Genomic DNA, 22,982 nt, shown 5'->3' with positions numbered 1-22,982 from the left:
CTCCGTCACAGACAAAACTCCTCGATCAGTCCCCGGAGTATCCGCACCGTCGGCTCAAGCTGGGTCAGCTCCAGGTATTCATCCGGTTGGTGCGCCTGGTCAATCGATCCAGGCCCCATCACCAGGGTTTCCAGACCCAGCTTCTGGAGCCAGGGTGCTTCGGTGGCAAAGGCGACCGCATGGGCGGTGTGGCCGGTCAGTTTTTCACAGGTCCGGACCAGTACCGCATCAGCCGGTGTCTCGAATGGCGGCACCCCGTCAAACAGGGGCTCAAAGACCAGCCCCAACTCCCGCCGCTCGGCAACCGGCTGGACCCGGGCCAGGATCGCCTGCCTCAGGTCCTCCATGGCCATGCCCGGCAGTGGCCGGAGGTCGAAATGCAGTTCGCACTGGGCACAGATCCGGTTGGGATTATCACCACCGTGGATGCAGCCCAGGTTCAGGGTGGGAAACTGGACTTCAAAGTTGGGGTTCCGGTACTGCTGCTGCCACTGGCTCCGGAGTGTCAGCAGTTCGGTCAGGGCCTCATGCATACCCTCCATGGCGTTGCGGCCCAGGGCCGGATTCGAGGAATGGCCGGACTGCCCCTCGAACTTCAGCCGCTCCATCATGATGCCCTTGTGCATCCGCACCGGCCTGAGACTCGTGGGCTCGCCGATGACCGCGTATCGGGCCTTGGGTTTGCCAGCCTCGGCCAGGGCCCGGGCGCCGTTCATGGAGCTCTCCTCGTCCGCCGTTGCCAGAATGATCAGCGGCTGTTTGAGTGACGCATCCGAATAGGCTTTGGCGGCTTCGATCGCCAGTGGGAAGAAACCCTTCATGTCACAGGTACCCAGGCCATACCAGCGGTTATCCCGCTCGGTCAGGGTGAAGGGGTCACTGTGCCAGCGCTTGTCATCAAAAGGCACGGTATCGGTGTGGCCGGACAACACCAGCCCGCCGGAGCCCCTTCCCAGGGTGGCGATGAGATTGAACTTGCCGGGCATGCCGGGCACTTCGAGAATTTCCACCACGAAGCCGAGGGGTTCGAGCCATTCTGCGAGAGTGCGAACGACAGCTTCATTACTGTGGTCCCACTCGGGCGAGGCGCTGCTGATTGAAGGCAGGGAAATCAGCCGGGCCAGCATGTCCCTGAGCTCCGGAACCGCCGCTTTGGTGTCTGCGGACTGTGCCATAGTATCCTCTCAGCCCCGTTCGGGGTGAACAAGAATGATCAAGGAAGGTCAGGTGTCATTCAATGCGGCCACGACGCCAGACCTCGAAGCCCGATACAGCGCTTAGCAGCATCGGGTAGGCCACTTCGCCGCCGGCCACCACCCGGGCCACTTCCAGCTCGCGCTCGGAGACACTCACCAGGCGCCCTTCCACCACATTGTCATTGGAGAGGGTGACCCGGACCCGGCGACCGACCCACGAGCCGGCTGTTGCCACAGGCTCGGTATACCACCCCGCCACCGCGGGATTCTCGCGAATGTCGGCGGACGGCTCGGCGGCTTCATCGACCGGCGCGGGCTCCGGCGGCAAGGCCTCCAGGTATACATCCGGAACACTCGCTCCATTGTATGCCACTTGCCAGCCAGGCTCCTGAGCTTCGGCATCCGGATCCCGAACCGGGATACCCAGCCACGACTCCGATGGCTCAATAGCAAGATTCAGCTCGCCACCCTCCAGCAGCCACTGCCGGTAAAGGGCAAGCAACTGTTCACTGGGCGCCAACCCCCGGGCGTTCAGCCCCTGCTCCAGGGCTCCGGTGGCACGGCGTGCCCACTCCATGGTATCCAGGCCCGCCTCCCGGGAACAATAGGCTGCAATCCGGCGCATCAGGCCGCCATCCCTGAGTATAACCGTCATCGGCTGATCGGAACTGGCCAGGGTGTCTGCCGGTGCCATCAGGTCAATCCGGGCACCGGGCCAGTCCACTTCCAGGCTTCCGGTGCCGGCGGTGTTCAGTTCGGCGGATATTCCTTCGGTCGTCTGCTGCACCAGAAACTCGCCTGCCAGGCCGGTGATGCCCATGCGCATCAGATCGCCACTACCCAGTTGCTGCCTCGGATCCGGCGCACATGGCAGCACCAGAAGCGCCGGATCACCCTCAACACTGGTGCCTTCGGCAGTCACCCAGTTCCGAAACATGTTGGCGTCCAGTACCAGCCCGAGGCCCTCGGCCCGGAGTGACCATTGTGCCGGCAGGTTGTCCGGATCGGCCAGGGCCGTGAGCAGGGCCAATGGCGAGCCGGCATCGAATTCGACCCGGCCCGATTCCAGCGGCTGGGTCAGACGGAAGTCCTGCCACCGGGCATTGGTCAGTACCAGCCTTCCGTCCATGCCGGAGCCCACGGTACCCCGCTCGAGCACCCCGTAATCGTCCAGGGCCAGACGGGCTTCCGCCATACGCTGGTCGGTCAACCACCAGACGGCGCCCTTGAAGGCCGCAAAGGTCAACAAGGCCAGCACAATCAGCAGGGTCAGCAGCCGCTTCATCCGGAAACTCCTCGGGTGGATCAGTTGCGGGAAATCAAGGTACCAACACCCTCATCGGTAAAGATTTCCAGCAGGCAGGCGTGGGCAACCCGTCCATCAATGATATGGGAAGTGCGCACACCGTTCTCCACGGCACTGAGGGCGCAACGGATCTTGGGCAGCATGCCACCATGGATGGTGCCGTCCTCGATCAGCTCGTTCACCTGTTGCGCGGTCAACCCGGTAAGCACCTTGCCGTCCTTGCTCTTCAGGCCGGATACATTGGTCAGCAGGATCAGCTTCTCGGCTTTCATGGCTTCGGCCACCTTGCCCGCCACCAGGTCGGCATTGATGTTATAGGAGGCACCGTCGGGCCCTACCCCGATCGGGGCAATCACCGGGATGACATTGCTGCGGGTCAGCATCTCGATGACATCCACGTTGACACTGGCAACCTCACCCACGTGGCCGATGTCGATGATCTCCGGCCGCTCAAGCTCCGGGGACCGGTTGACCACTTCGAGCTTGCGGGCCCGGATCAGGTTGGCATCCTTGCCGGTCAGGCCGACCGCAGTGCCGCCATGGGCATTGATCAGGGAGACGATTTCCTTGTTCACCTGGCCGCCAAGCACCATCTCCACCACATCCATGGTTTCGGAGTCGGTGACCCGCATGCCATTGACGAACCGGGATTCGATGTTCAGGCGCTCCAGCAGTTCCCCGATCTGGGGGCCGCCACCATGGACCACAATCGGGTTGATGCCGACCAGCTTCATCAGCACAACGTCCCGGGCGAAACTGCTCTTGAGTTCCTCGTTTTCCATGGCGTTGCCGCCATACTTGATCACCACCGTCTTGCCGGTGAACCGTTGGATATAGGGCAGGCCCCGGCTCAGTACTGAAGCCACCTGCATTGCTGTTTCACGATCCAGCGCCATGTTGTTCCTTACCTTTGCAAAATGTTGATCACCCGCCCGGGCTTGCGGACATCGGAAATTGTCAGAAATCGGTCACAATATCGGGAGCCACCCGCTGCAGCTGCTCCCGGAACACATTCCTGATCCGGTCCAGGGCTTCCTCGGTCTCGCCCTCGAACCTCAGTACCAGCACCGGCGTGGTATTGGAGGCCCGGCACAGCCCCCAGCCATCGGCGTAGTCTACGCGAATACCGTCGATGGTACTGATGTTGCCGTCACCAAAATCGCCCTCGGCAGCAAGGCGCTCAATGATGGCGAACTTGCTGCTTTCAGTCACTTCGACATTGAGCTCGGGGGTACTGACATCCTCCGGAAAATCCTCGAACACTTCGTCACAGTGGCGATCCTCAATACCGAGAATTTCCAGCAACCGGGCAGCAGAATAGAGGCCGTCGTCGAAGCCGTACCAGCGCTCGCCAAAGAAGATATGGCCGCTCATCTCACCGGCCAGCAGGGCGCCGGTTTCCTTCATCTTGGCCTTCATCAGGGAATGGCCGGTTTTCCACATGATCGGCCGGCCGCCGGCCTCGGAGATGACATTGGCCAGACGCCGGCTGCACTTGACGTCGTAGAGCACGTCGGCGCCGGGATTGCGGGACACCACATCCCGGGCGAACAGCATCAGCAGCCGGTCGGGCCAGATGATCTTGCCGGTATTGGTCACCACGCCGAGCCGGTCACCGTCGCCATCGAAGGCAACACCGAGATCGGCACCCTCGGCCCGGACCCGGGCGATCAGATCATCCAGGTTCGCCGGTTTGCCGGGATCCGGGTGGTGATTGGGGAAATCCCCGTCCACTTCGCAGTACAGGGGGACCACCTCACAGCCCAGCTCCTCGATGAGCAGGGGCGCCAGTTCGCCAGCGATGCCGTTACCGGCGTCCACCACCACTTTCAGGGGCGCAGCCACGGCGATGTCGCCCACGATCCGATCCAGATAGGCCCGGCGCACATCCTCGGTGGTCTCCTCACCCTGCCCGCTCGTCAGATCACCCGACTCGGCCCGCTGGTACAGCTGCTGAATGGCCTCCCCGGAAAGGGTCTCGCCACCGAGCATGATCTTCAGACCGTTGTAGTTGGCCGGGTTATGACTGCCGGTGACCATTACCCCGGAGCCGGTTTGCAACTCATGGGTGGCAAAATAAAGCACCGGCGTGGGTACCGCGCCGATGCGGATAACGTTGCAGCCGGCCGCCGTTACTCCCTGGGTAAGGGCATCGGCCAGCCCGGGGCTGGAGTGGCGGCCGTCATAGCCGACACACAGGGCGCCGATACCCTTGTCCACCGCTTCGGAGCCGATGGCCTGGCCAATGACCCGGACCACATCCTCGGACAGGGTCTCACCGACAATGCCCCGGATATCGTAGGCCCGGAAGATCTCGGGAGACAGCTGCACGGCCGGAGCTGCAGCCGGCGCAGCGTCCGGAGCCGGCTCATCCTGCAGGGGGCCGGTATCACCGCTGAAACCCAGTACATCCTCATCCCCGTCCATCATGTCGATGTCGAGCACGTCCTTGTCCTGGAACAGTGGCTCCTCCTCCGTTGCGGTCCTGGCCTGAGCGCTCCCTTTCCCGGCGGGCGACGGGGCGGAGGCGCGGGCAAGGCGCTTGTCGACAGCCTGGGATAACCGGTAAAGCACCTCTCCGGTGGAGGCAATCATGTCCCATCGGAAACCGGGAGGCCTCGAGCGTTCGCCCCCGAACACCTTCTGTGCCCACTGGACCAGGGCAGCAACATCCTGCCGCAGACTGCGCTGGGCGCTGCCGAGCAGGAGCCACACCGCAATGGCCGCGATCAGCACCGGCACAACCACCATCAGGGCGATGACCACCATGTCCACCGGGGGTGCCGGCACCCTTGCTGGCCGATAGGACACCGACCAGTCAGGATTGATCAGGGGACGGCTGACCGCCTCGCCGTTACCGGAGCCCTGGCTGACAACAGTCCGGGCGGTCCCGGACACGGTCTGTACCAGGGCGAGCTGTCCGCCCAACTGCGGATTGACCACGGACAGCAGCGGCTGCAGCCGCGAGGCTTCGAACACCATCAGCAGACTGCCGGCGATGGTGTCGGCGCCGGGGTTGCGGACCGGAGTGGCGATCTGCACAAACCAGCGGTTCTCCCGCGGGAAGGCATCCGGGTAGAGTTTGTCTCCGGCTTCCGCCGCCCGCGCCAGTTCCAGGCCGGCGAACCCGAGCAGGGCATCGTCATCGGCCGAACGGGGAATCGCTCCGTAAGGAAAAAGGTACACGGCCTGGATACCGGGCAGGGCTCCGGCGAGCTGCTGTTCGGCCGCCGCAAGGGATTCACCGCTTTGGAGCGCCTGCCGGACGTAAGCCTGGGTCGCCAGCCCCTCGACACTCTGCTGCAACAGCTCGAGATACCGGTTCAGTCGCTGGGCGGCCGCTTCCACCTCATGGCTCTGCTGCACCAACAGGCGCTCGCTGCCCGATGGCTGAACCACCATGAAGTGCAGCAAAACGACAGAGGCAATTCCCGCCAGCACCACAATCAGCGCCTGGCTGGCAGCGACTGAAGTCAGGCGCCTGAGACGGGGCCCGGAAGCCTTGGCCCTGCCTTTGCTTGCCTTCCCGCTTTTCGCCGGTTTGTCATCTGACGTGTCTTCTGAAGCCTTCTTCCAGCCGAACTTCATAGTCTATCCCGCGATGTTATTTTTCGTCCTGAACAGGCAGTTACCCGCCAAGTATAGCCGGCCGGGAATAGACCGGCATGAACCCGGATTAATCAATGGCTCCCGGTGGAGCCGAAGCCACCCTCGCCCCGTGCACTGGCATCAAATTCATCCACCACTTCAAAGTCGGCCTGCACCACAGGCACCAGGACCAGCTGTGCGATCCGCTCACCCACCTTGACGGTGAAAGTGGTATTGCCGCGGTTCCAGCAGGACACCATCAGTTCGCCCTGGTAATCGGAATCGATCAGGCCGACCAGGTTGCCCAGCACGATACCGTGCTTGTGCCCCAGCCCGCTGCGGGGAAGAATCATTGCCGCCAGGGAGGGATCGGCAATATGGATCGACAACCCAGTGGGAATCAGCTGGGTCTGACCGGGCTCCAGCACCAGCGGCTCTTTCAGGCAGGCTCTGAGATCCAGTCCGGCGGAACCTTCGGTGGCATACTCGGGGAAAGGAATACTGGTACCGATCCGGTCATCGAGAATCCGGACCTGCAGGGTCTTTTTGGTCATGAAGTTGCTTCCAAGTGTTCGCCAATCAGGGCCACCAGACGGGTGGCGATGGTCTGTTTGCTGTCCGGCCCGATCTGCTCCTGCCCACCGGGCCAGAACACGGTGACCGCATTGTTGTCGCTGTTGAAACCAAGCCCCGGCGCGGAAACGTCGTTGGCAACGATCATGTCCAGCTTCTTGCGGGCCATCTTGTCGGTGGCGTAGCGCGCCACGTCGGTGGTTTCTGCCGCGAAGCCCACGGTAAACGGAGCGTCGGCACGCCCGGCCACCGTGGCCAGGGTATCCGGGTTCCGCACCAGCGCCAGGGACATGGCTTCGGTGGCTTTCTTGATCTTGTCACCGGCACAGGTCTCCGGACGATAGTCGGCCACCGCCGCGGTCGCGATGAAAACGTCACAGCCCTCATCCACCGCGGCCATGGATTCGGTGAGCATGTCCTGGGCGGTCATCACCGGCCGCACGTCCACGCCCACCGGCGGCGCGATGGTCACCGGGCCACTGACCAGAGTGACCGTGGCGCCAGCGGCCCGGGCGGCACCGGCCAATGCATAGCCCATCTTGCCGGAGCTATGGTTGCTGATGTACCGGACCGGGTCCAGCGGCTCCCGGGTCGGGCCCGCGGTAATCACCACCCGCTTGCCGCTCAGCGGTCCCTGGCGCTCATCCAGAATCAGGGACGCCAGCGCCTCCGGCTCCAGCATCCGGCCGGGACCGGTGTCGCCACAGGCCTGATCGCCCTGATCGGGGCCCCAGACCGTAACCTGAGGATCTTCGTTCAGCATCGCCAGGTTGCGTTGGGTCCGGAAATTGCGCCACATGGCCTGGTTCATTGCCGGTGCCAGGGCAATAGGCGCATCGGTGGCACAACAGACGGTCGTCAGCAGGTCATTTGCCAGGCCGTTGGCCAGCCGGGCCATGAAATCGGCCGAGGCCGGTGCCACCACCACCTGCTCGGCCCACTTGGCCAGTTCAATGTGGCCCATGCCGGCTTCCGCTTCAGGGTCCAGTAACGAGGTCCGGACCGGTTCACCGCTGAGCGCCTGGAAGGTCAGCGGGGTCACGAACGCCTCGGCCCCGGAGGTCATCACCACTCGAACCTCACAGCCGGCCTTTTTCAGCAGCCGCACCAGTTCGGCACTCTTGTAGGCGGCAATGCCACCGGTCACTCCCAACAGAATTCGTTTGGCGCCCATACCGGCTCCACAATTCCTTATATTGAAAAGGGTTATAAGATAGCACGCCCGGTTATCAGTAACAGCCAGGCCGGAAATCTTAACATTTACCGAATGTTACTTTTTCGAGTAACCTTTGTAACCCTGAGACGCCATTCCCGGTGCAGGAAGCACCGCACAACCACCAACAGATGCAAGGAAGCCAGGCATGCCCACTTCACTCTGGCCGGCAGACGAGCGCCCTCGTGAGCGCTTGCTGGCGCACGGCCCCGAATCCCTGTCCGACGCCGAGTTACTCGCTATCTTTCTGCGCACAGGCACTGCCGGCATGCCGGTGATGGCCCTGGCAAGGCACCTGATTGACGAGTTCGGCGGCCTGCGCGGGCTGCTGACCGCCTCCCGTCGGCAATTCTGCCAGGTCAAGGGTCTGGGCACGGCCAAGTATGCCCAGGTGCAGGCTGCCCTGGAGATGTCCCGGCGGGTGATGGACGAACCGCTGCGCCAGGGGGATCCGCTGCGCTCACCGGCCGACACCCGCCGGTTTCTCACCAGCCGCCTGGGGACCTATCCCCACGAAGTGTTTGCCGGCCTGTTCCTGGACAACCGCCACCGGGTCATCCAGTACCGGGAACTGTTCCGGGGCACCATCGACGGCGCCGCCGTTTATCCCCGGGAGGTGGTTCGCCAGGCCCTGGAGGACAATGCCGCTGCGGTCATCTTTGCCCATAACCACCCCTCGGGTGTGGCCGAACCCAGCCAGGCCGACATTTCCCTGACCCGACGCCTGAAAGAAGCGCTGGGATTGGTGGATATCAGGGTTCTTGACCATATGGTTGTCGGCCACGGTGAGGTAATATCCCTCGCCGAAAGAGGATTGATGTGACTGTCAGTAAAATGACGCCCCGGCGACTGGCCAAATTCCCAACAATTTTTTGCGTTGGGTGGCGAGTTCTGGTATAAAAGCGTCCCTTTCTGGCGGCGTCTGGCAGGCAGCGTTCCGTTTAAAGGCGCGAACAGGGAGCAAACTGGCTCCCCGGCAACCAGAGACGCATTAAAAACGAATTCGTATTGATTGAGACCACTGCTCAGGTCGGAGGCAAGTATGTCCAGAGTTTGTCAGGTTACCGGTAAGCGTCCGGTATCCGGTAACAACGTATCCCACGCGATGAACCACACTCGTCGCCGTTTTCTGCCGAATCTGCAGAACCACCGTTTCTGGGTTGAATCCGAGAAGCGTTTCGTGAAGCTGCGCGTATCCACCAAGGGCATGCGCATCATCGACAAAAAAGGCATTGACGCTGTGCTGGCCGATCTTCGTGCCCGCGGCGAGAAGGTATAAGGAGCCGCATCATGCGCGAGAAAATCAAGCTGGTATCTTCAGCAGGCACTGGTCACTTCTACACGACCAAAAAGAACAAGCGTAACACTCCGGAAAAGATCGAGATCAAAAAGTACGATCCGGTTGTCCGCAAGCACGTTGCGTACAAGGAAGCCAAGATCAAGTAATCCTGATCCGGCCTTCACAAAAAACCCGGCAGCTGCCGGGTTTTTTGTGCCTGTAATAATCATCAGAAGGTTTCCAGGTAGCCCTTCGGCAGCGCCACATCCATGGCTATGGGCAGGTGATCGGAAACCGGATAGCTCACCACCTCGGACCGGCGGATTTCCAGGCTCGGGCTGACCAGGATGTGATCCAGCGCCTTCTCCGGCCGCCAGCTCGGGAAACTGTGCGCGGTCTCCGGCAAGGGAACCAGGTCGGTTTCCTTCAGGGGGGTCCGGGTCAGAAGCTGCTCGGCGTGGGCGTTCATGTCGCCCATCAGCACCACATGCTGATAATCGGCAATCTGCTCCCGGATATAGCCCAACTGCCGCTGCTGCGCGGCCTTGCTCAGGGACAGATGCATCAGCACCAGTACCAGGGGATCCTCTTTCGCGCCATAACGGGCAATGATGGCACCCCGCCCGGGAATCAGCCCCGGCAACCGGTGTTCGGTGACATCCAGCGGGCGGAACCGGCTGAGCAGGCCGTTGGAGTGCTGGGCGATCTGCCCCATGTTGCGATTCAACTGCTGGTACCAGTAGGGGATCCCGGCCGCCTCGGCCAGGTATTGCACCTGATTGATAAAGCCGCTGCGGAGGCTGCCGCCGTCACACTCCTGCAGCGCCACCACATCGTAATTGCTGACCAGCCGGGCAATCCGGTCCAGGTTCTCGATACGGTTGCGATGGGGCAGGACATGCTGCCAGCTGCGGGTCACATAGTGTCGGTAGGACGTGGTATTGATACCCACCTGGATATTGAAGGTCAGCAGCCGGATATGGCGGTGGGGCTCAAATTCCGGCACATGCTCAAAGCCGGAGCAACGACTTCGCGGCTCCTGCTCCGATTTGAGAAATCCATCGATCTGTTTGCGAATACGCTTGTACATAGGACGGCAGTCTCTTCCTGCCTGTAAGGCCCGGTGGCAAGGCCGTGCCACCGGGCTATCTGTCATTGCCCGGCGTTGTTTTCCTTCTCTACCAGGTAATCCACAACTTTCAGTACGGCCTCGTGACCACCGGCCATGGAAGCCGTCACCGCATACTTCCCATCAACCAGCATAGTCGGTGTACCGGTAACCCGCGCGCCGCGAATCTTGGCCTGGGCCTGCTGCATCTTCGCGTTCACACCGAAGCTGTTGTAGTTCTTGAGAAACTCTTCCGGATCCACGCCATGGCCGGCCACGAAATCCGCCAGGGATTCACCATCGTTCAGGGGCCGGCGCTCACCCGCCAGGGCGTCAAACAGAGCATCATGCACCTTCTCCAGCTCACCCATGGCTTCGAGGGCGTAAAAAGCCCGGGCATGGGGCTCCCAGGATTGGCCCAGGGCGGCCGGGATACGGACGTAATTCACGTAATCCGGTGCATCGGCCTCCCAGGCCTCGGCCAGCGGCTTGAAGTTGTAACAGTGGGGGCAGCCATACCAGAACACCTCGGCTACCTCGACCCCGCTCTCGCTTGCGGTTCGCACCGGCGTCTCAAGCTTGCGGTAGTGAACTCCTTCTTCCCAGCTCTGGGCACTGGCGGTTCCCGTAACGGCGACGGCCATCGCCAGAAAAGCTGCCACTCCAAGTGATCTGATCATTCAATGTCTCCGATTTCCTGAATGCATTTTGTGAGGGATTATGACCCAGCAATCGGCAAAAGTTCCACAACGGGGCCGACAGCGGTGAATTACAGCATGGTAAGCAACCAACAAAAAACCCCGCCAGGGCGGGGTTTTTCAACAACACATTCCGATATCAGTTGAGACCGGAAACGTAGTTGGCGACAGCCTGGATTTCGGCGTCGGTCAGCTTGGCAGCAACGTCCATCATGATGGCAGCGTTGGCACCGGTGTTACGGGAGCCGTCGCGGTAAGCGTTCAGCTGCTTGATAACATACTCCGCATTCTGCCCCCCCAGCGCGGGGTAGCCACCCGGCTCATTACCCTTGCCCTGCGGGTTGTGGCAGCCCGCGCACGCCGGCACACCGGTCGCCAGGTTGCCGCCACGGTAGAGTGCTGCGCCCTGGTCGATGGTATCCGGGCTGGCCTGGCTAACGATCATGTCCTGGCTGTCGAAGTACGCCGCCAGGTCCTGCAGATCCTGCTCGGACATGTTATCCAGAAGACCAGTCATTTCCGGGATGGCCCGGTCGCCGGACTTGATGTTTTTCAGCTGATTGAAAAGATAGACCTCACCCAGTCCGGACAGCTTCGGGTACACCCCCATCACCGGCTTCTGGCCGCCCTGACCATGACAGCCTGCACATACCGCTGCGTTCTGTTCACCTGCCTGAGGATCTCCTGCTCCGTGTGCCAGCGTTGTAAGGCTTACACCAAGAACAACTCCTGCGATCAGTTTTTTCATGCTCGCTCCGCTTCTCTCATCTTAAAGGTATTCTTCATCATGCAGCCGGCAGGCGCTGACCAGGCAGGCTCAAAACCGGGACTGAAAGCGGCCACGCACAGCGCGCCGCCCGGAATTGGTGTAGCATTATACATTAATCGCCAATAACTGAAATCCAAAGGAAAGCCAACCGTTGTGGACCCTGATCTGACTCAAAAATCCATCTCTTTTAACAGCGCCCGATTCCTGATCAGCGCATCCCGGCTGGACGAGTGTCCGCCCGATCTGGGGGCGGAAGTTGCCTTTGCCGGCCGCTCCAACGCCGGTAAATCCAGCGCGCTCAATGCCATCACCGCCAACGGCAAGCTGGCCCGCACCTCCAAGACTCCCGGGCGCACCCGCCTGATCAACTTCTTCTCCCTGAACCGGGAAGGATGCCGGCTGGTGGACCTGCCGGGCTATGGCTATGCCAAGGTGTCCCGGGACATGAAAGACGACTGGCAGCAACACCTGGGCCATTACCTGAATGACCGGCGGTGTCTGCGGGGGCTGGTCCTGGTCATGGACATCCGCCACCCGTTGACCGACTTCGACCAAATGATGGTGGAATGGTGCGAACATAACCACCTTCCGCTGATGATTCTTGCCACCAAGGCTGACAAACTGAAATTCGGCCAGGCCAAGACCGCCATGCTGGGCATTGCCAAACAGCTGAAGAACTACCAGTGCGTTGAGCACCTGATCATGTTCTCCGCCACCTCCAAGCGGGGCGTCGAGGAGTGTCGGGAGGCACTGACAGAATGGCTGGAGGCGGAATCGCCGGAACTGGCATAAAAAAACCGGTCTGCCAAGCGACAGACCGGTGAAACGTCAGGGTTTGCGACGTGCTAAAACCTGAGAACTCACTCAGGAGACGCAAGGAATGTCCGAATTCCCAACGTCACTTATATGATTGGCGCCCACGCAGGAAGTTCCCGAATCGCTCAGTTTTTGATCAATATTTCGCCTTTTACTTACTCTGTTCGGCTCAGACACCTGTACCGGTCGGCTCCGGAAGCGACGGCCGGTACTTTTCCCGCAAGGCCATCACCTGTTCCCGGTATCCCGGAGTCAGATAGGGAATCTCCAGGGTAAGCACCTGGTAGATGCCCTGCTTGAGCTCCGTGAGGCTGAGACTGGCTGGCTCATCCGCCGCATGGGCGGTTTTCAGGAAAGCCATCCAGTTGGTGATCACCAGCCAGACATTCAGCGACATGGCCGAGCGCAGATCCTCGGGCTGCGGCTCGATGATCCCCGCCTCCGACATCTTTTCGAAGATCTGGCTGATGGCCGCCAGGCAGCGGTTGGTGAACTCCCGGTAGTCCTTGCGCAGGCGGGGGTCGCTGTCGAGCAGATACTCCAGGTCCCGATGGAAGAAGCGGTAACTCCAGAGGCCGTCGAAGACGGATTCAAGATAGAAGGTCAGATCCTCCAGGGTCAGTGGCCGGTCCCGGGGAATATCCAGGTAGTAATCCACCAGCTTTTCATACTCCAGGAAGATCTCGTAGATGATGTCCGACTTGTTGCGGAAGTGGTAATAGAGGTTGCCGGGAGAGATCGCCAGGTGGGCGGCAATGTGGTTGGTGGTGACGTTGCGCTCGCCCCGTTCATTGAACAGTTCGAGACTGGCCAGGAGGATTTTGTCTCTGGTTTTCATAAGGTTGTGAGCACTTGTAGTGGTCTTTCGGTCGACTGGCCCGATCGGCCATCGGCGCTTGCTTGACTGCCTAGAGTATATACTCTAATAATACTCCCTGATGCAAACTGGCTGTTTTTTGGCCACACCACAAAACAGGTTGCCGGCTCCGGTGCCGGTTACCCAGGGGAGAATGTCATGGCTGCTACCGTCGTTCAGCTCACGGAAAGCAAGAAACACATCCAGCATACCCATCGGGTCTTCGCAGCTCAGAAAAAGGCGTTCCGGGGCAATCCCGCGCCGTCGCTGACCGAACGGCAGGACAACCTGAAGCGACTGAAACGCGTCCTGCTCAGCAACCAGGACCGGCTGGTGGAAGCCATTGACCGGGACTTCAGCTGCCGTTCCCGGGATGAATCACTGATTGCCGAGGTGATGCCGTCGATCCAGGGTATCAACTACACCCTTAAGAACCTCGCTGACTGGATGAAGCCGTCCAAGCGCCATGTCTCGGTGCTGTTCCAGCCCGCCAGCAACAAGGTTCACTACCAGCCCAAGGGTGTGGTGGGCGTGATCGTGCCCTGGAACTATCCCCTGTACCTGGCGGTTGGCCCGCTGGTGGCCTCCCTGGCCGCCGGTAACCGGACCATGATCAAGATGTCCGAGTACACCCCGCATACCTCGGCGCTGTTCAAGGAAATCATCGAGGATAACTTTGCCGAGGACCTGGTCGCAGTGATCAATGGCGAGGCAGATGTGGCCGCCGACTTCTCCTCCCGGCCCTTTGACCACCTGCTGTTCACCGGCTCCACGTCGGTCGGCAAGATGGTGATGCGCGCGGCAGCGGAGAATCTCACGCCGGTGACCCTGGAACTGGGGGGCAAGTCCCCGGCCATCGTTTCCCCGGACGTTCCGATGGAGGACGCCGCCCAGCGCATTGCTTTCGGCAAGGCCTTCAACGCCGGGCAGACCTGCGTGGCGCCGGACTATGTGCTGTGCCCGGCAGACCGGGTGCAAACTTTTGTGGACGAGTACCGTACCCGTTTCGCAGAAATGTACCCGAGCCTGCGGGACAATGACGATTACACCGCGATCATCAACGAGCGCCAGTACGAGCGTCTGCAGGGTTACCTTGAAGATGCCAGGGAGAAAGGTGCGGAGCTGATCGAGATCAATCCGGCCCGGGAGGATCTGAAGGATGGCACCCGGAAGATCCCGCTGACTCTGGTGCTGAAAGCAAACCCGGACATGAAGGTGATGCAGGACGAGATTTTCGGTCCGATCCTACCGGTGGTGGCCTACGGCACCCTGGATGAGGCTATCCACTACATCAATGACCGTCCGCGCCCGCTGGCGCTGTATTTCTTCGGTTACGACAAGGATGAGCAGCAACACGTGGTGGAGAATACCCACTCCGGCGGCATGTGCATCAACGATGCGTTGATGCATGTGGCTCAGGACGATCTGCCGTTCGGTGGTATCGGGGATTCCGGCATGGGTCACTACCATGGCCGCGAAGGCTTCCTGACCTTCTCTCATCACCGGGCGATCTTCACCAAGCAGAAGTTCAACAGCGGCAAGTATGTCTATGCCCCGCACGGTACGGCTATGCATCGACTTGTTTACCGCTTCTTTATTCGCTGACCCTCGGGGGCTGCCGAGGTCTGGAAGGGCTTTCCGAAACACGCCGTGAATACGTCCATGTAGGCTTGAGCAAAACATCCATGTTTTGCACAGTTTCGGAAAGCCCTTCCAGACCTCGACGATCAGACTCCGGATAAACGCCCTCAAACAACAAAAAGAGAAGGCAGCAATGAACGATAATCCTGAAGTACGTTCAGTCCCCTCTGATTTTGCCAACCTCGACCGACGCAGCTTCCTGAAAACCGGGCTCGGTGGCGCATTATTCCTGGGTACCGTCAGTGTCACCGCGGGCCTCAGCGGCTGCGGTTCCACGCCCGCCGGTCGCATCAGTGCCGTGGGCACCCGCATGGACGCCAGCTACGAATTCCGCTTCCTGACCCCGGACGATATCCAGCTGTTCGAAGCCCTGCTACCGGCGATGATTGGTCCGGGTTTGCCAGAGCAGCCACATGCGCGGCGCATGGCAATCGCGGGCACCATCGAGCGCATCGATGCCGGCATCCACAACTTCGGCGCGGCCAACCAGAAGGAACTCCGGCGCCTGTTTGACCTGCTCAATTTCGGCCTGACCCGCGTCACCATCGCCCGGGTCTGGTCCAGCTGGCCCAACGTTACCGCCGAAGAAGCCAATGCCTTCCTCGAGCGTTGGCGAACCAGCGGTATCGGCCTGTTCAACAACGGCTACATCGCCCTGACCAAGATCAGCAACGTGGCGTTCTATGGTTACGAGGATTTCTGGCATCTCTCCGGTTACCCGGGACCGCCGCAATGGGCGGTGGATGCCTTACCCCAATTCCAGAACGCGTAACCCCCAGCTGATTGACGGAGCCAACCATGCAGTTAAAAGATCGAATCGCCCAGGGCCTGGAATCCGGCTGGAAAGTCACCGATGGCGCTACCCTGACTGAAAATCGCACCCTTGAAGCCGATGTCGTGGTGATCGGCACCGGCGCCGGTGGCGGCACCACCGCCGAGATCCTGGCCAAAAGCGGCCTGTCCGTCATCCTGGTGGAAGAGGGCCGGCTGTATTACCAGAAAGACTTCAAGATGGACGAACTCAGCGCCTACGCCAGCCTGTACCAGGAGGGCATGAGCCGGGTCACCAAAGACGGCGCCATTGCGATCCTCCAGGGCCGCTGTGTTGGCGGCTCCACCACCGTGAACTGGACCAGCAGCTTCCGCACCCCGGACGCCACTCTGAACTACTGGGCCGAACGCTTCGGCCTAGACGCCCTCGCCCCGGACGCCATGGCGCCCTGGTTCGACGGCCGGGAACAGCGCCATAACATGGAACCCTGGGCGGTGAAGCCCAACGTCAACAACGACATCCTGCGCCAGGGCTGCGAACAGCTCGGTTACAGCTGGCAGGTTATTCCCCGTAACGTCAAAGGCTGCTGGAACCTGGGCTACTGCGGCGTCGGCTGCCCCACCAACGCCAAACAGGGCGCACTGCTAACCACCGTCCCGGGGGCTCTGGATAACGATGCCCACCTGATCCACGGCCTGCGGGCGGACAAACTGGTGATGAACCAGGACCGGGTCGACCACCTCCAGGCCAGTGCCATGGCCGCCGACGGCATCACACCCTCGGGCGTCACGGTCACCCTGAAAGCCCGGCACTTCGTTGCCGCCGCCAGCGCCATCGGCACCCCGGGCCTGCTGCTGCGCTCCGATATCCCTGACCCGCACAACCGCATCGGCAAACGCTCCTTCATCCATCCGGTCAACGCCTGCGTCGCGGAAATGCCGGAAAAGGTCGAACCCTTCTACGGCGCGCCCCAGTCAATCTACTCCGACCACTTCAACTTCAGCGGCGGCGTCGACGGCCCGGTAGGCTACAAACTCGAGGTGCCCCCTTTGCACCCGGCCATGTCCAGCGGCGTCATCCCCGGCCACGGCGACATCCAGATCAACACCATGGCCCGCCTGCCCTGGATGAACTCCGTCATCGCCCTGCTCCGGGATGGCTTCCACCCCGACAGCCCCGGCGGCACCATCGGCCTGCGCGACGACGGAAGCCCCTACCTGGACTACCCGGTTACCGACTACCTCTGGGACGGCCTGCGCCGCGCCTTCCACACCATGGCCGAAATCCAGTTCGCCGCCGGCGCCAAACGCGTCCGCCTCATGCACCTGGACTCCGACTGGTACACCACCCTAGCCGACGCCAAAGCCGCCATCGACCAACTCCCCATGGAGCTGCACCGCGTCCGCCTGTTCACCGCCCACCAGATGGGCGGCTGCGGCATGGGCGCCAATCCCGAGGAATCGGTCGTCAACGGCTTCGGGGAACACCACCACGTCGGCAACCTGAGTGTGCATGATGCCTCGATCTTCCCGACCAGCATCGGTGCGAACCCGCAGTTGTCGGTGTATGCGCTTTCGGCGCGGAACAGCACAAGACTGGCCAATCGCCTCAAGACCTGATCGGCTCGGCACGCCTGTCCCGTTCTTCCCAGGAAGTCGGGGCGGCCTGCAACACCGTTCGCCGGGCCAATCGGATGGGGCTTTCCGGAAATGTGCGGAGCCATGGATGGCGGAGCCAAGCGCACAGGGATGTGCTCGTAGCGGTTTCCGGAAAGCCCCATCCGATTGGCCCAGCCACGAAGTTAATTCCCCCACTCCTAAGCCCCGGAATCCCACCCACGGCAACTACAGAACAACCAGGAATGCTGATATGATTGCACCCAGCGAAGAAAGGAGCTGTGCATGTCCAAAGTCATCTATCCGGGCACCTTCGACCCAATCACCAACGGCCACACCGACCTCATCGAACGCGCCGGCCGCATGTTCGACGAAATCGTCGTCGCCGTCGCCTACAACCCCAAGAAACAGCCCCTCTTCGACCTCGAAGAACGCTGCGAACTGGTCAGACAAGCAACGGCCCACCTCCCCAATGTGACCGTCACCGGCTTCAGCAACCTGCTGGCCGACTTCGTCCGGGAACAGGGTGCCACCGTCATCCTGCGGGGCCTGCGCGCCGTCTCCGACTTCGAGTACGAATTCCAGTTGGCGGACATGAACCGCCGCCTGGCCCCGGAAGTGGAAAGCGTCTTCCTGACACCCTCGAACCACCTGTCCTATATCTCCTCCACTCTGATCCGGGAAATCGCCTCCCTGGGCGGAGATGTATCAGAATTCGTCGATCCCTCCGTTGAGGCCGCTCTGAAAAAGAAGTTCAACTGAGCCTGAGGTAACCACAAGATGGCCCTGATGATTACCGACGAATGCATCAACTGCGACGTCTGCGAACCGGAATGCCCGAACGAGGCGATCTCCCCGGGTGATGAGATCTACGTGATCGACCCGAACAAGTGCACCGAGTGCGTTGGCCACTACGACGAACCGCAGTGCCAGCAGGTATGCCCGGTGGACTGCATTCCGCTGGATCCCGAGCGTCCGGAAAGCCGCGAACAGCTGATGGAGAAATACCATAGCCTGACCGGCAACTGAGTAACCGGATTGAGCAACCAGATACAGAAAAGCCCCGGATTCCGGGGCTTTTCTGTATCTGCGCCTGAATGAGTCAGAGCAGGGGCGGCAATGGAATCTCGATGCCGTTCACCGTCAGCAGCAGATCTTCCATCTGCCCCTTCATCACCAGGCGGTCTCCTTCCTGGACCAACAATCCCTGCTTGATCAGCGGCGCCAACTGCAGCATCACCGCCGGGTGCTGCTCGGCCAGCGCCAGCGGCAGGGTCAGGTTCAGATCCCCGGTCAGCCCCTGCATCACCAGCAGCATTGACGACGCCTGCTCTGCATCCAGTTCAGGATGGCGGATTTCCATCTGGCCCCGGATATCACCCTCCGGAGTGGCGACACTGAGCTCCGGAATGGACATGGAAAAACCTGCCGCTGCCAGGCGTCGAAACGCCTGGTTGACCTGTTCCATGGCCTGCATCTGCCGCTCGAACCCGGTATTCTGGCCGCCCTCCAGGGTGTTGGCCTGAAGCTCAGCCATCCCGTTCGCCAACTGATTCCAGCTGGCGACCTCCAGGTTGTCCAGGGCAAAGACCAGCCGATGCGGACCATAGGTCCCATCCAAGACCTCCACCTGACCCAGGTTGAACTCGACCCGGGAATCCAGGCGGGTGTCGTCGTCCCGGGGTTCACTGGTACTGGTGACAATCACGTCCGACAGACTGACCGGCGAGCCGCCGACCGGGGAGACCCCCAGGGAATCCAGCCGCAGTTCCCCCTGCCCGGTCCAGACATCGCCACTCAGGTGCTCCAGGGACTGGTCCAGCTGCAGGCCCACAACCCGGACATCCATATCCGGATCGGAGATCATCAACTCGGGCAGATCCAGCTTCAGCGTCACCTCACCCCAGAGCCGGGTTTCCAGGGTCAATGTGGGATCCTCGCCCGGAAACCAGTCAGCCTCCATTGAGGACCAGCCGTCGGCCGGCTCGAAGGTCATCAGGCTACCGGTAATCCCGTGGGTGACGTGGGCGACGAATTCCAGGGGGCGGTTCTCACCGGCTTCGGGATCCTGCAGCACCAGCGTGCCGCGTACCTCGGCGCCCAGTATGCCGCGCTGGTAATCTCGGGTGTCCACCCGCATGAACGGCTGGGTGTCGTTCACCTCGGTGACCGCCCGCTGCCACTGATGCTCGGTCAGGTACCCAACGCCCCAGGGCAGGATGCCTCCACCAGCCAGCAGTACCACACCGGCCACAATCCATGCGCGCTTCACTGGCGCCTCCGTTTGTCAGGTTTTGCCCGTCAGTCGCTCGAGCAGGACCAGCTGGGATGCAAAGCGTTCCTCATCCTCGGCCGGCTGATTCTGGATGTAACTGCCATCCGGCTGCAGCATCCAGGACTGGCAGTTGTCGGCCAGGTAGGTATCCAGGTCCTCCCGGAGGCGCGCCACCAGCGCCGGGTCCTCGATGGGGAAGGCGGTCTCCACCCGGCTGAGCAGATTCCGCTCCATGCCGTCGGCACTTGAACAGTACACCTCCGGGCGACCGTTGTTACCAAAATAGTAGACCCGGGTGTGTTCCAGGAACCGGCCGATGATCGAACGGACCCGGATGTTATCGGACAGCCCGGGCACTTCCGGGCGCAGGCAACAGATCCCCCGGATGATCAGATCGATCTTGGCACCGGCCTGGGACGCCCGGTACAGCGCCTTGATCAGCTGGATCTCGGTCAGACCATTGAACTTGAGAATGATCCGGCCCTTCTCGCCGAAACCCGCTTCCCGGTCGATCAGACTCAACAGGCGCGTGTGCAGGGTGAACGGCGAATGGAACAGCTTCTTGATCTTCAGGGCCTTGCCCATGCCGGTGAGCTGCTGGAACAGCTTGTTGACATCATCGCCGATCGACTCGTCACAGGTCAGGAAACTGTAATCGGTGTACAACCGGGCGTTGGCGGCGTGGTAGTTACCGGTCCCCAGATGCACATAGCGACGCAGGCGACCCTCTTCACGGCGCACGATCAAAATCATCTTGGCGTGGGTCTTGTAGCCCACCACGCCGTACACCACGATCACCCCGGCCTCCTGCAGCCGACTGGCCAGCTCCAGGTTCTCGGCCTCACTGAATCGCGCCCGCAGCTCGATGACGGCGGTAACTTCCTTGCCACGGCGGGCGGCGTCCGCCAGGGCCTCGACAATCTCGGAATCGGCGCCGGTGCGGTACAGGGTCTGGCGGATGGCCAGTACCTGGGGGTCCTTGGCGGCCTGGCGCAGAAGATCCACGACCGGGCTGAAGTTCTGGTAAGGATGCAGCAGCAGGATCGGACGCTTGCGGATGGCGTCGAACATCGACTCCTTGCTGCGGATCTGCCGGGGAATGGAGGGCGAAAACCCGGAATAGGTGAGGTCCTGCCGGTCCACCAGACCTCCCACCGCCATCAGCCGGGTCAGGTTCACCGGTCCATGTACCTGGTACAGATCCCGCTCGGTCAGACCGAACTCGGTCAGCAGGAACTGCACCAGCTCCTGCGGGCAGTTGTCGGCCACCTCCAGCCGCACACCATCACCGAAACGACGGCTAAGCAGCTCACCACGCAGGGCCGAGGCCAGGTCTTCCAGGTCATCTTCCAGCTCGAGGTCCGCGTTACGGGTCAGGCGGAACTGGTAGCACCCCTTCACTTCCATGCCGGGGAACAGCTCGTCGGCATGGGCGTGGATCATCGACGACAGGAACACCAGGTTGTCACCGCCATTGCAGACCTCGTCCGGCAGGCGCACCAGGCGTGGCAGGGACCGCGGTGCGGGCACGATCGCCATGCCAGTCTCCCGGCCAAACGCGTCCTTGCCATCGAGTTCAACAATGAAGTTCAGGCTCTTGTTGACCAGGCGCGGGAACGGGTGGGACGGGTCCAGTCCGATGGGGCTGACCACTGGCAGGATCTCTTCCTCGAAGTAGTTGCGCACCCACTCGGCCTGCTCCGGCGTCCATTCCCGGCGGCGAACGAAATGGATGTTTTCCCGTTCCATTTCCGGAATCAGGACATTGTTGAGGATGTCGTACTGTTCGTGGATGTACTCGTGGGCGACCCGGCTGATCTCGCTGAGGGCCTGCTCCGGCATCATCCCGTCGGCACCGATGGTTTCCCGGCCATACTTCATCTGCTGGCGCAGACCGGCAACCCGGATCTCGAAGAACTCGTCCATGTTGCTGCTGAAAATACAGCAGAAGATCAGGCGGTTGATCAAAGGATGGGTGGTGTCCAGAGCCTGCTTCAGCACCCGGTAATTGAACTGCAGCAGACTCAGCTCCCGGTTGAAGTAGTTTTCGCTGGCATCCAGATTGATCTCTTCACCGGTGGGAGGCACTTCCACCGGCGCCGGAATACTCTGGTCACCGTCCACCACCGCCTGTGTTTTTGCTGTTTCAGTTGTCATCGTTCCTCGATTCCGCACTTGCGCCCCGATCGGCCGGGGCTGCGTTCCAGTGTGTCAGGATCCGCGCCGCTGTTCCCGCATCAAACGGGCGGCCCGAACCGCAAAATAGGTCAGAATACCGTCAGCGCCGGCCCGGCGCATGGCCATCAGGCTCTCCATCATCACCGCGTCGCCATCGAGCCAGCCATTCTCCGCCGCTGCCATGTGCATGGCGTACTCACCGCTCACCTGGTAAACGAAGGTGGGCACCTGAAGTTCCTTCTTTACCCGGTACACGATGTCCAGGTAAGGCATGCCGGGCTTGATCATCACCATGTCGGCGCCCTCGGCCAGATCCATCGCCACCTCGTGCAGGGCTTCATCGCTGTTGGCAGGATCCATCTGGTAGGTGGCCTTGTTGCCTTTGCCCAGGTTGGCGGCGGAACCCACCGCATCCCGGAACGGGCCGTAGTAGCTCGACGCATACTTGGCAGAATAGGCCAGGATCCGGGTGTTCACATAACCGGCGGTCTCCAGGGCGTTCCGGATAGCGGCAACGCGGCCGTCCATCATGTCCGAGGGAGCCACCACATCGGCGCCGGCATCGGCGTGGGAAAGCGCCTGGTTCACCAGGGCTTCCACGGTGACATCATTCAGCACATAGCCGTCATTATCGATGATGCCGTCCTGGCCATGGGTGGTGAACGGATCCAGTGCCACATCGGTGATGACCCCAAGCTCCGGAAAAGCTTTTTTCAGGGCACGCACTGCCCGCTGGGCAAGGCCGTCAGAATCCCAGGCACCGGAGCCTGACAGGTTCTTCCTGTCCGCCGGCACCACCGGGAACAACGCCACCGCCGGAATTCCCAGATCCACCAGTTCCGCGGCCTGTTCGACCAGCAGGTCAATGCTCAGGCGCTCCACACCGGGCATGGACGGCACCGTCTCCCGCTGCCCTTCCCCTTCCAGCACGAAGACCGGATAAATCAGGTTGTCCGGCGTCAGCTGGTTTTCCCGGACCAGCCGGCGGGAAAAGTCACTGGCCCGGTTGCGGCGCAAACGGGTCGCGGGGAACGAACGGGATGTGGGACTTGGCACGGGTAACCTCCTGGTAAAGCAACAGTGTAGGGATGGACTGGT

22 protein-coding genes are annotated in these 22,982 nt (G+C 61.5%); 9 read left to right on the top strand and 13 right to left on the bottom strand.

Annotated features, from left to right (window positions below):
* Nucleotides 1-5 precede the first annotated feature (5 nt).
* From argE to coaBC, 6 genes are all read right to left on the bottom strand, one after another.
* On the bottom strand, nt 6-1,175 hold the full coding sequence (argE, locus tag DET50_RS02470) for an acetylornithine deacetylase (RefSeq protein WP_113861310.1): 1,170 nt from the start codon (nt 1,173-1,175) through the stop codon (nt 6-8).
* Nucleotides 1,176-1,230: 55 nt separating this feature from the next.
* The gene (locus DET50_RS02465) at nt 1,231-2,481 is read right to left on the bottom strand and encodes an acetylornithine deacetylase (protein ID WP_113861309.1); all 1,251 of its coding nucleotides are present in this window, start codon (nt 2,479-2,481) and stop codon (nt 1,231-1,233) included.
* A gap of 20 nt (nt 2,482-2,501) precedes the next feature.
* Nucleotides 2,502-3,398, bottom strand: coding sequence for an acetylglutamate kinase (argB, locus tag DET50_RS02460; protein WP_113861308.1), 897 nt, complete (start codon nt 3,396-3,398; stop codon nt 2,502-2,504).
* A gap of 61 nt (nt 3,399-3,459) precedes the next feature.
* Entirely contained in the window at nt 3,460-6,090 is a 2,631-nt protein-coding gene (locus tag DET50_RS19700) for a phosphomannomutase/phosphoglucomutase (protein WP_113861307.1), read from the bottom strand.
* 92 nt (nt 6,091-6,182) lie between these two features.
* On the bottom strand, nt 6,183-6,644 hold the full coding sequence (gene dut / locus DET50_RS02450) for a dUTP diphosphatase (protein ID WP_113861306.1): 462 nt from the start codon (nt 6,642-6,644) through the stop codon (nt 6,183-6,185).
* Nucleotides 6,641-7,837, bottom strand: coding sequence for a bifunctional phosphopantothenoylcysteine decarboxylase/phosphopantothenate--cysteine ligase CoaBC (gene coaBC / locus DET50_RS02445; protein ID WP_113861305.1), 1,197 nt, complete (start codon nt 7,835-7,837; stop codon nt 6,641-6,643). The genes dut and coaBC overlap by 4 nt, the downstream gene beginning before the upstream one ends.
* A gap of 187 nt (nt 7,838-8,024) precedes the next feature.
* Between coaBC and radC the strand changes: the two genes are divergently transcribed.
* The 3 genes from radC to rpmG all read left to right on the top strand — a co-directional run bounded on the left by radC (nt 8,025) and on the right by rpmG (nt 9,322).
* Nucleotides 8,025-8,699, top strand: a complete 675-nt coding sequence (gene radC, locus DET50_RS02440) for a RadC family protein (protein WP_113861304.1) — start codon at nt 8,025-8,027, stop codon at nt 8,697-8,699.
* Between the two features lie 219 nt (nt 8,700-8,918).
* The gene (gene rpmB, locus DET50_RS02435; RefSeq protein WP_008939672.1) at nt 8,919-9,155 is read left to right on the top strand and encodes a 50S ribosomal protein L28; all 237 of its coding nucleotides are present in this window, start codon (nt 8,919-8,921) and stop codon (nt 9,153-9,155) included.
* Nucleotides 9,156-9,166: 11 nt separating this feature from the next.
* Nucleotides 9,167-9,322 carry a 50S ribosomal protein L33 gene (gene rpmG, locus DET50_RS02430; protein WP_008173465.1) on the top strand — a complete coding sequence of 52 codons (156 nt, stop codon included), beginning with the start codon at nt 9,167-9,169 and terminating at the stop codon, nt 9,320-9,322.
* 62 nt (nt 9,323-9,384) lie between these two features.
* Here the strand turns inward: rpmG and DET50_RS02425 are convergent, their stop codons facing one another.
* The 3 genes from DET50_RS02425 to DET50_RS02415 all read right to left on the bottom strand — a co-directional run bounded on the left by DET50_RS02425 (nt 9,385) and on the right by DET50_RS02415 (nt 11,709).
* Nucleotides 9,385-10,245, bottom strand: a complete 861-nt coding sequence (locus DET50_RS02425) for an endonuclease/exonuclease/phosphatase family protein (RefSeq protein WP_113861303.1) — start codon at nt 10,243-10,245, stop codon at nt 9,385-9,387.
* Between the two features lie 62 nt (nt 10,246-10,307).
* Nucleotides 10,308-10,943, bottom strand: coding sequence for a thiol:disulfide interchange protein DsbA/DsbL (locus tag DET50_RS02420; RefSeq protein WP_113861302.1), 636 nt, complete (start codon nt 10,941-10,943; stop codon nt 10,308-10,310).
* 157 nt (nt 10,944-11,100) lie between these two features.
* Complete coding sequence (locus DET50_RS02415) at nt 11,101-11,709, bottom strand: c-type cytochrome (protein WP_113861301.1); 609 nt, start codon at nt 11,707-11,709, stop codon at nt 11,101-11,103.
* Nucleotides 11,710-11,883: 174 nt separating this feature from the next.
* Here DET50_RS02415 and yihA point away from each other — a divergent pair, with 174 nt between their 5' ends.
* Nucleotides 11,884-12,522, top strand: a complete 639-nt coding sequence (gene yihA / locus DET50_RS02410) for a ribosome biogenesis GTP-binding protein YihA/YsxC (protein ID WP_113861300.1) — start codon at nt 11,884-11,886, stop codon at nt 12,520-12,522.
* 193 nt (nt 12,523-12,715) lie between these two features.
* Here yihA and DET50_RS02405 read toward each other — a convergent pair whose 3' ends face one another.
* Nucleotides 12,716-13,384: a TetR/AcrR family transcriptional regulator gene (locus tag DET50_RS02405; protein WP_113861299.1), complete on the bottom strand. Its 669-nt coding sequence runs from the start codon at nt 13,382-13,384 to the stop codon at nt 12,716-12,718.
* A 177-nt stretch (nt 13,385-13,561) separates the two neighbouring features.
* Here DET50_RS02405 and DET50_RS02400 point away from each other — a divergent pair, with 177 nt between their 5' ends.
* The 5 genes from DET50_RS02400 (at nt 13,562) to DET50_RS02380 (ending at nt 18,460) form a co-directional block, all read left to right on the top strand.
* Nucleotides 13,562-15,007 (top strand): coniferyl aldehyde dehydrogenase, encoded by a 1,446-nt coding sequence (locus tag DET50_RS02400; RefSeq protein WP_113861298.1) that lies wholly within the window; start codon nt 13,562-13,564, stop codon nt 15,005-15,007.
* 169 nt (nt 15,008-15,176) lie between these two features.
* Nucleotides 15,177-15,815: a hypothetical protein gene (locus DET50_RS02395; protein WP_113861297.1), complete on the top strand. Its 639-nt coding sequence runs from the start codon at nt 15,177-15,179 to the stop codon at nt 15,813-15,815.
* A gap of 26 nt (nt 15,816-15,841) precedes the next feature.
* On the top strand, nt 15,842-17,434 hold the full coding sequence (locus DET50_RS02390; RefSeq protein ID WP_113861296.1) for a GMC family oxidoreductase: 1,593 nt from the start codon (nt 15,842-15,844) through the stop codon (nt 17,432-17,434).
* Between the two features lie 282 nt (nt 17,435-17,716).
* On the top strand, nt 17,717-18,193 hold the full coding sequence (gene coaD, locus DET50_RS02385) for a pantetheine-phosphate adenylyltransferase (RefSeq protein WP_113861295.1): 477 nt from the start codon (nt 17,717-17,719) through the stop codon (nt 18,191-18,193).
* An 18-nt stretch (nt 18,194-18,211) separates the two neighbouring features.
* Nucleotides 18,212-18,460 carry a YfhL family 4Fe-4S dicluster ferredoxin gene (locus tag DET50_RS02380; protein ID WP_113861294.1) on the top strand — a complete coding sequence of 83 codons (249 nt, stop codon included), beginning with the start codon at nt 18,212-18,214 and terminating at the stop codon, nt 18,458-18,460.
* A gap of 73 nt (nt 18,461-18,533) precedes the next feature.
* Here DET50_RS02380 and DET50_RS02375 read toward each other — a convergent pair whose 3' ends face one another.
* From DET50_RS02375 to hemB, 3 genes are read right to left on the bottom strand one after another with little or no spacing between them, the layout of a single operon-like run.
* Entirely contained in the window at nt 18,534-19,703 is a 1,170-nt protein-coding gene (locus tag DET50_RS02375) for a DUF945 family protein (protein ID WP_113861293.1), read from the bottom strand.
* A gap of 15 nt (nt 19,704-19,718) precedes the next feature.
* A complete protein-coding gene (ppk1, locus tag DET50_RS02370) occupies nt 19,719-21,863 on the bottom strand; it encodes a polyphosphate kinase 1 (protein WP_113861292.1) in 2,145 nt (714 codons plus the stop codon).
* Between the two features lie 54 nt (nt 21,864-21,917).
* A complete protein-coding gene (gene hemB / locus DET50_RS02365) occupies nt 21,918-22,940 on the bottom strand; it encodes a porphobilinogen synthase (protein WP_113861291.1) in 1,023 nt (340 codons plus the stop codon).
* Between the last annotated feature and the right edge of the window lie 42 nt (nt 22,941-22,982).

The organism is Marinobacter pelagius, from assembly GCF_003315345.1.
GTDB lineage: Bacteria > Pseudomonadota > Gammaproteobacteria > Pseudomonadales > Oleiphilaceae > Marinobacter > Marinobacter pelagius_A.
The sequence above is the reverse complement of the archived record's forward strand: the minus strand, read 5'-3'. Positions and strand labels throughout refer to the sequence as shown.

What these genes read in the sequence shown, in the direction of transcription:
- argE (WP_113861310.1), bottom strand. Translation starts at nt 1,175, where the DNA reads ATGGCACAGTCCGCAGACACCAAAGCGGCGGTTCCGGAGCTCAGGGAC.
- DET50_RS02465 (WP_113861309.1), bottom strand. Translation starts at nt 2,481, where the DNA reads ATGAAGCGGCTGCTGACCCTGCTGATTGTGCTGGCCTTGTTGACCTTT.
- argB (WP_113861308.1), bottom strand. Translation starts at nt 3,398, where the DNA reads ATGGCGCTGGATCGTGAAACAGCAATGCAGGTGGCTTCAGTACTGAGC.
- DET50_RS19700 (WP_113861307.1), bottom strand. Translation starts at nt 6,090, where the DNA reads ATGAAGTTCGGCTGGAAGAAGGCTTCAGAAGACACGTCAGATGACAAA.
- dut (WP_113861306.1), bottom strand. Translation starts at nt 6,644, where the DNA reads ATGACCAAAAAGACCCTGCAGGTCCGGATTCTCGATGACCGGATCGGT.
- coaBC (WP_113861305.1), bottom strand. Translation starts at nt 7,837, where the DNA reads ATGGGCGCCAAACGAATTCTGTTGGGAGTGACCGGTGGCATTGCCGCC.
- radC (WP_113861304.1), top strand. Translation starts at nt 8,025, where the DNA reads ATGCCCACTTCACTCTGGCCGGCAGACGAGCGCCCTCGTGAGCGCTTG.
- rpmB (WP_008939672.1), top strand. Translation starts at nt 8,919, where the DNA reads ATGTCCAGAGTTTGTCAGGTTACCGGTAAGCGTCCGGTATCCGGTAAC.
- rpmG (WP_008173465.1), top strand. Translation starts at nt 9,167, where the DNA reads ATGCGCGAGAAAATCAAGCTGGTATCTTCAGCAGGCACTGGTCACTTC.
- DET50_RS02425 (WP_113861303.1), bottom strand. Translation starts at nt 10,245, where the DNA reads ATGTACAAGCGTATTCGCAAACAGATCGATGGATTTCTCAAATCGGAG.
- DET50_RS02420 (WP_113861302.1), bottom strand. Translation starts at nt 10,943, where the DNA reads ATGATCAGATCACTTGGAGTGGCAGCTTTTCTGGCGATGGCCGTCGCC.
- DET50_RS02415 (WP_113861301.1), bottom strand. Translation starts at nt 11,709, where the DNA reads ATGAAAAAACTGATCGCAGGAGTTGTTCTTGGTGTAAGCCTTACAACG.
- DET50_RS02405 (WP_113861299.1), bottom strand. Translation starts at nt 13,384, where the DNA reads ATGAAAACCAGAGACAAAATCCTCCTGGCCAGTCTCGAACTGTTCAAT.
- DET50_RS02400 (WP_113861298.1), top strand. Translation starts at nt 13,562, where the DNA reads ATGGCTGCTACCGTCGTTCAGCTCACGGAAAGCAAGAAACACATCCAG.
- DET50_RS02395 (WP_113861297.1), top strand. Translation starts at nt 15,177, where the DNA reads ATGAACGATAATCCTGAAGTACGTTCAGTCCCCTCTGATTTTGCCAAC.
- DET50_RS02390 (WP_113861296.1), top strand. Translation starts at nt 15,842, where the DNA reads ATGCAGTTAAAAGATCGAATCGCCCAGGGCCTGGAATCCGGCTGGAAA.
- coaD (WP_113861295.1), top strand. Translation starts at nt 17,717, where the DNA reads ATGTCCAAAGTCATCTATCCGGGCACCTTCGACCCAATCACCAACGGC.
- DET50_RS02380 (WP_113861294.1), top strand. Translation starts at nt 18,212, where the DNA reads ATGGCCCTGATGATTACCGACGAATGCATCAACTGCGACGTCTGCGAA.
- ppk1 (WP_113861292.1), bottom strand. Translation starts at nt 21,863, where the DNA reads ATGACAACTGAAACAGCAAAAACACAGGCGGTGGTGGACGGTGACCAG.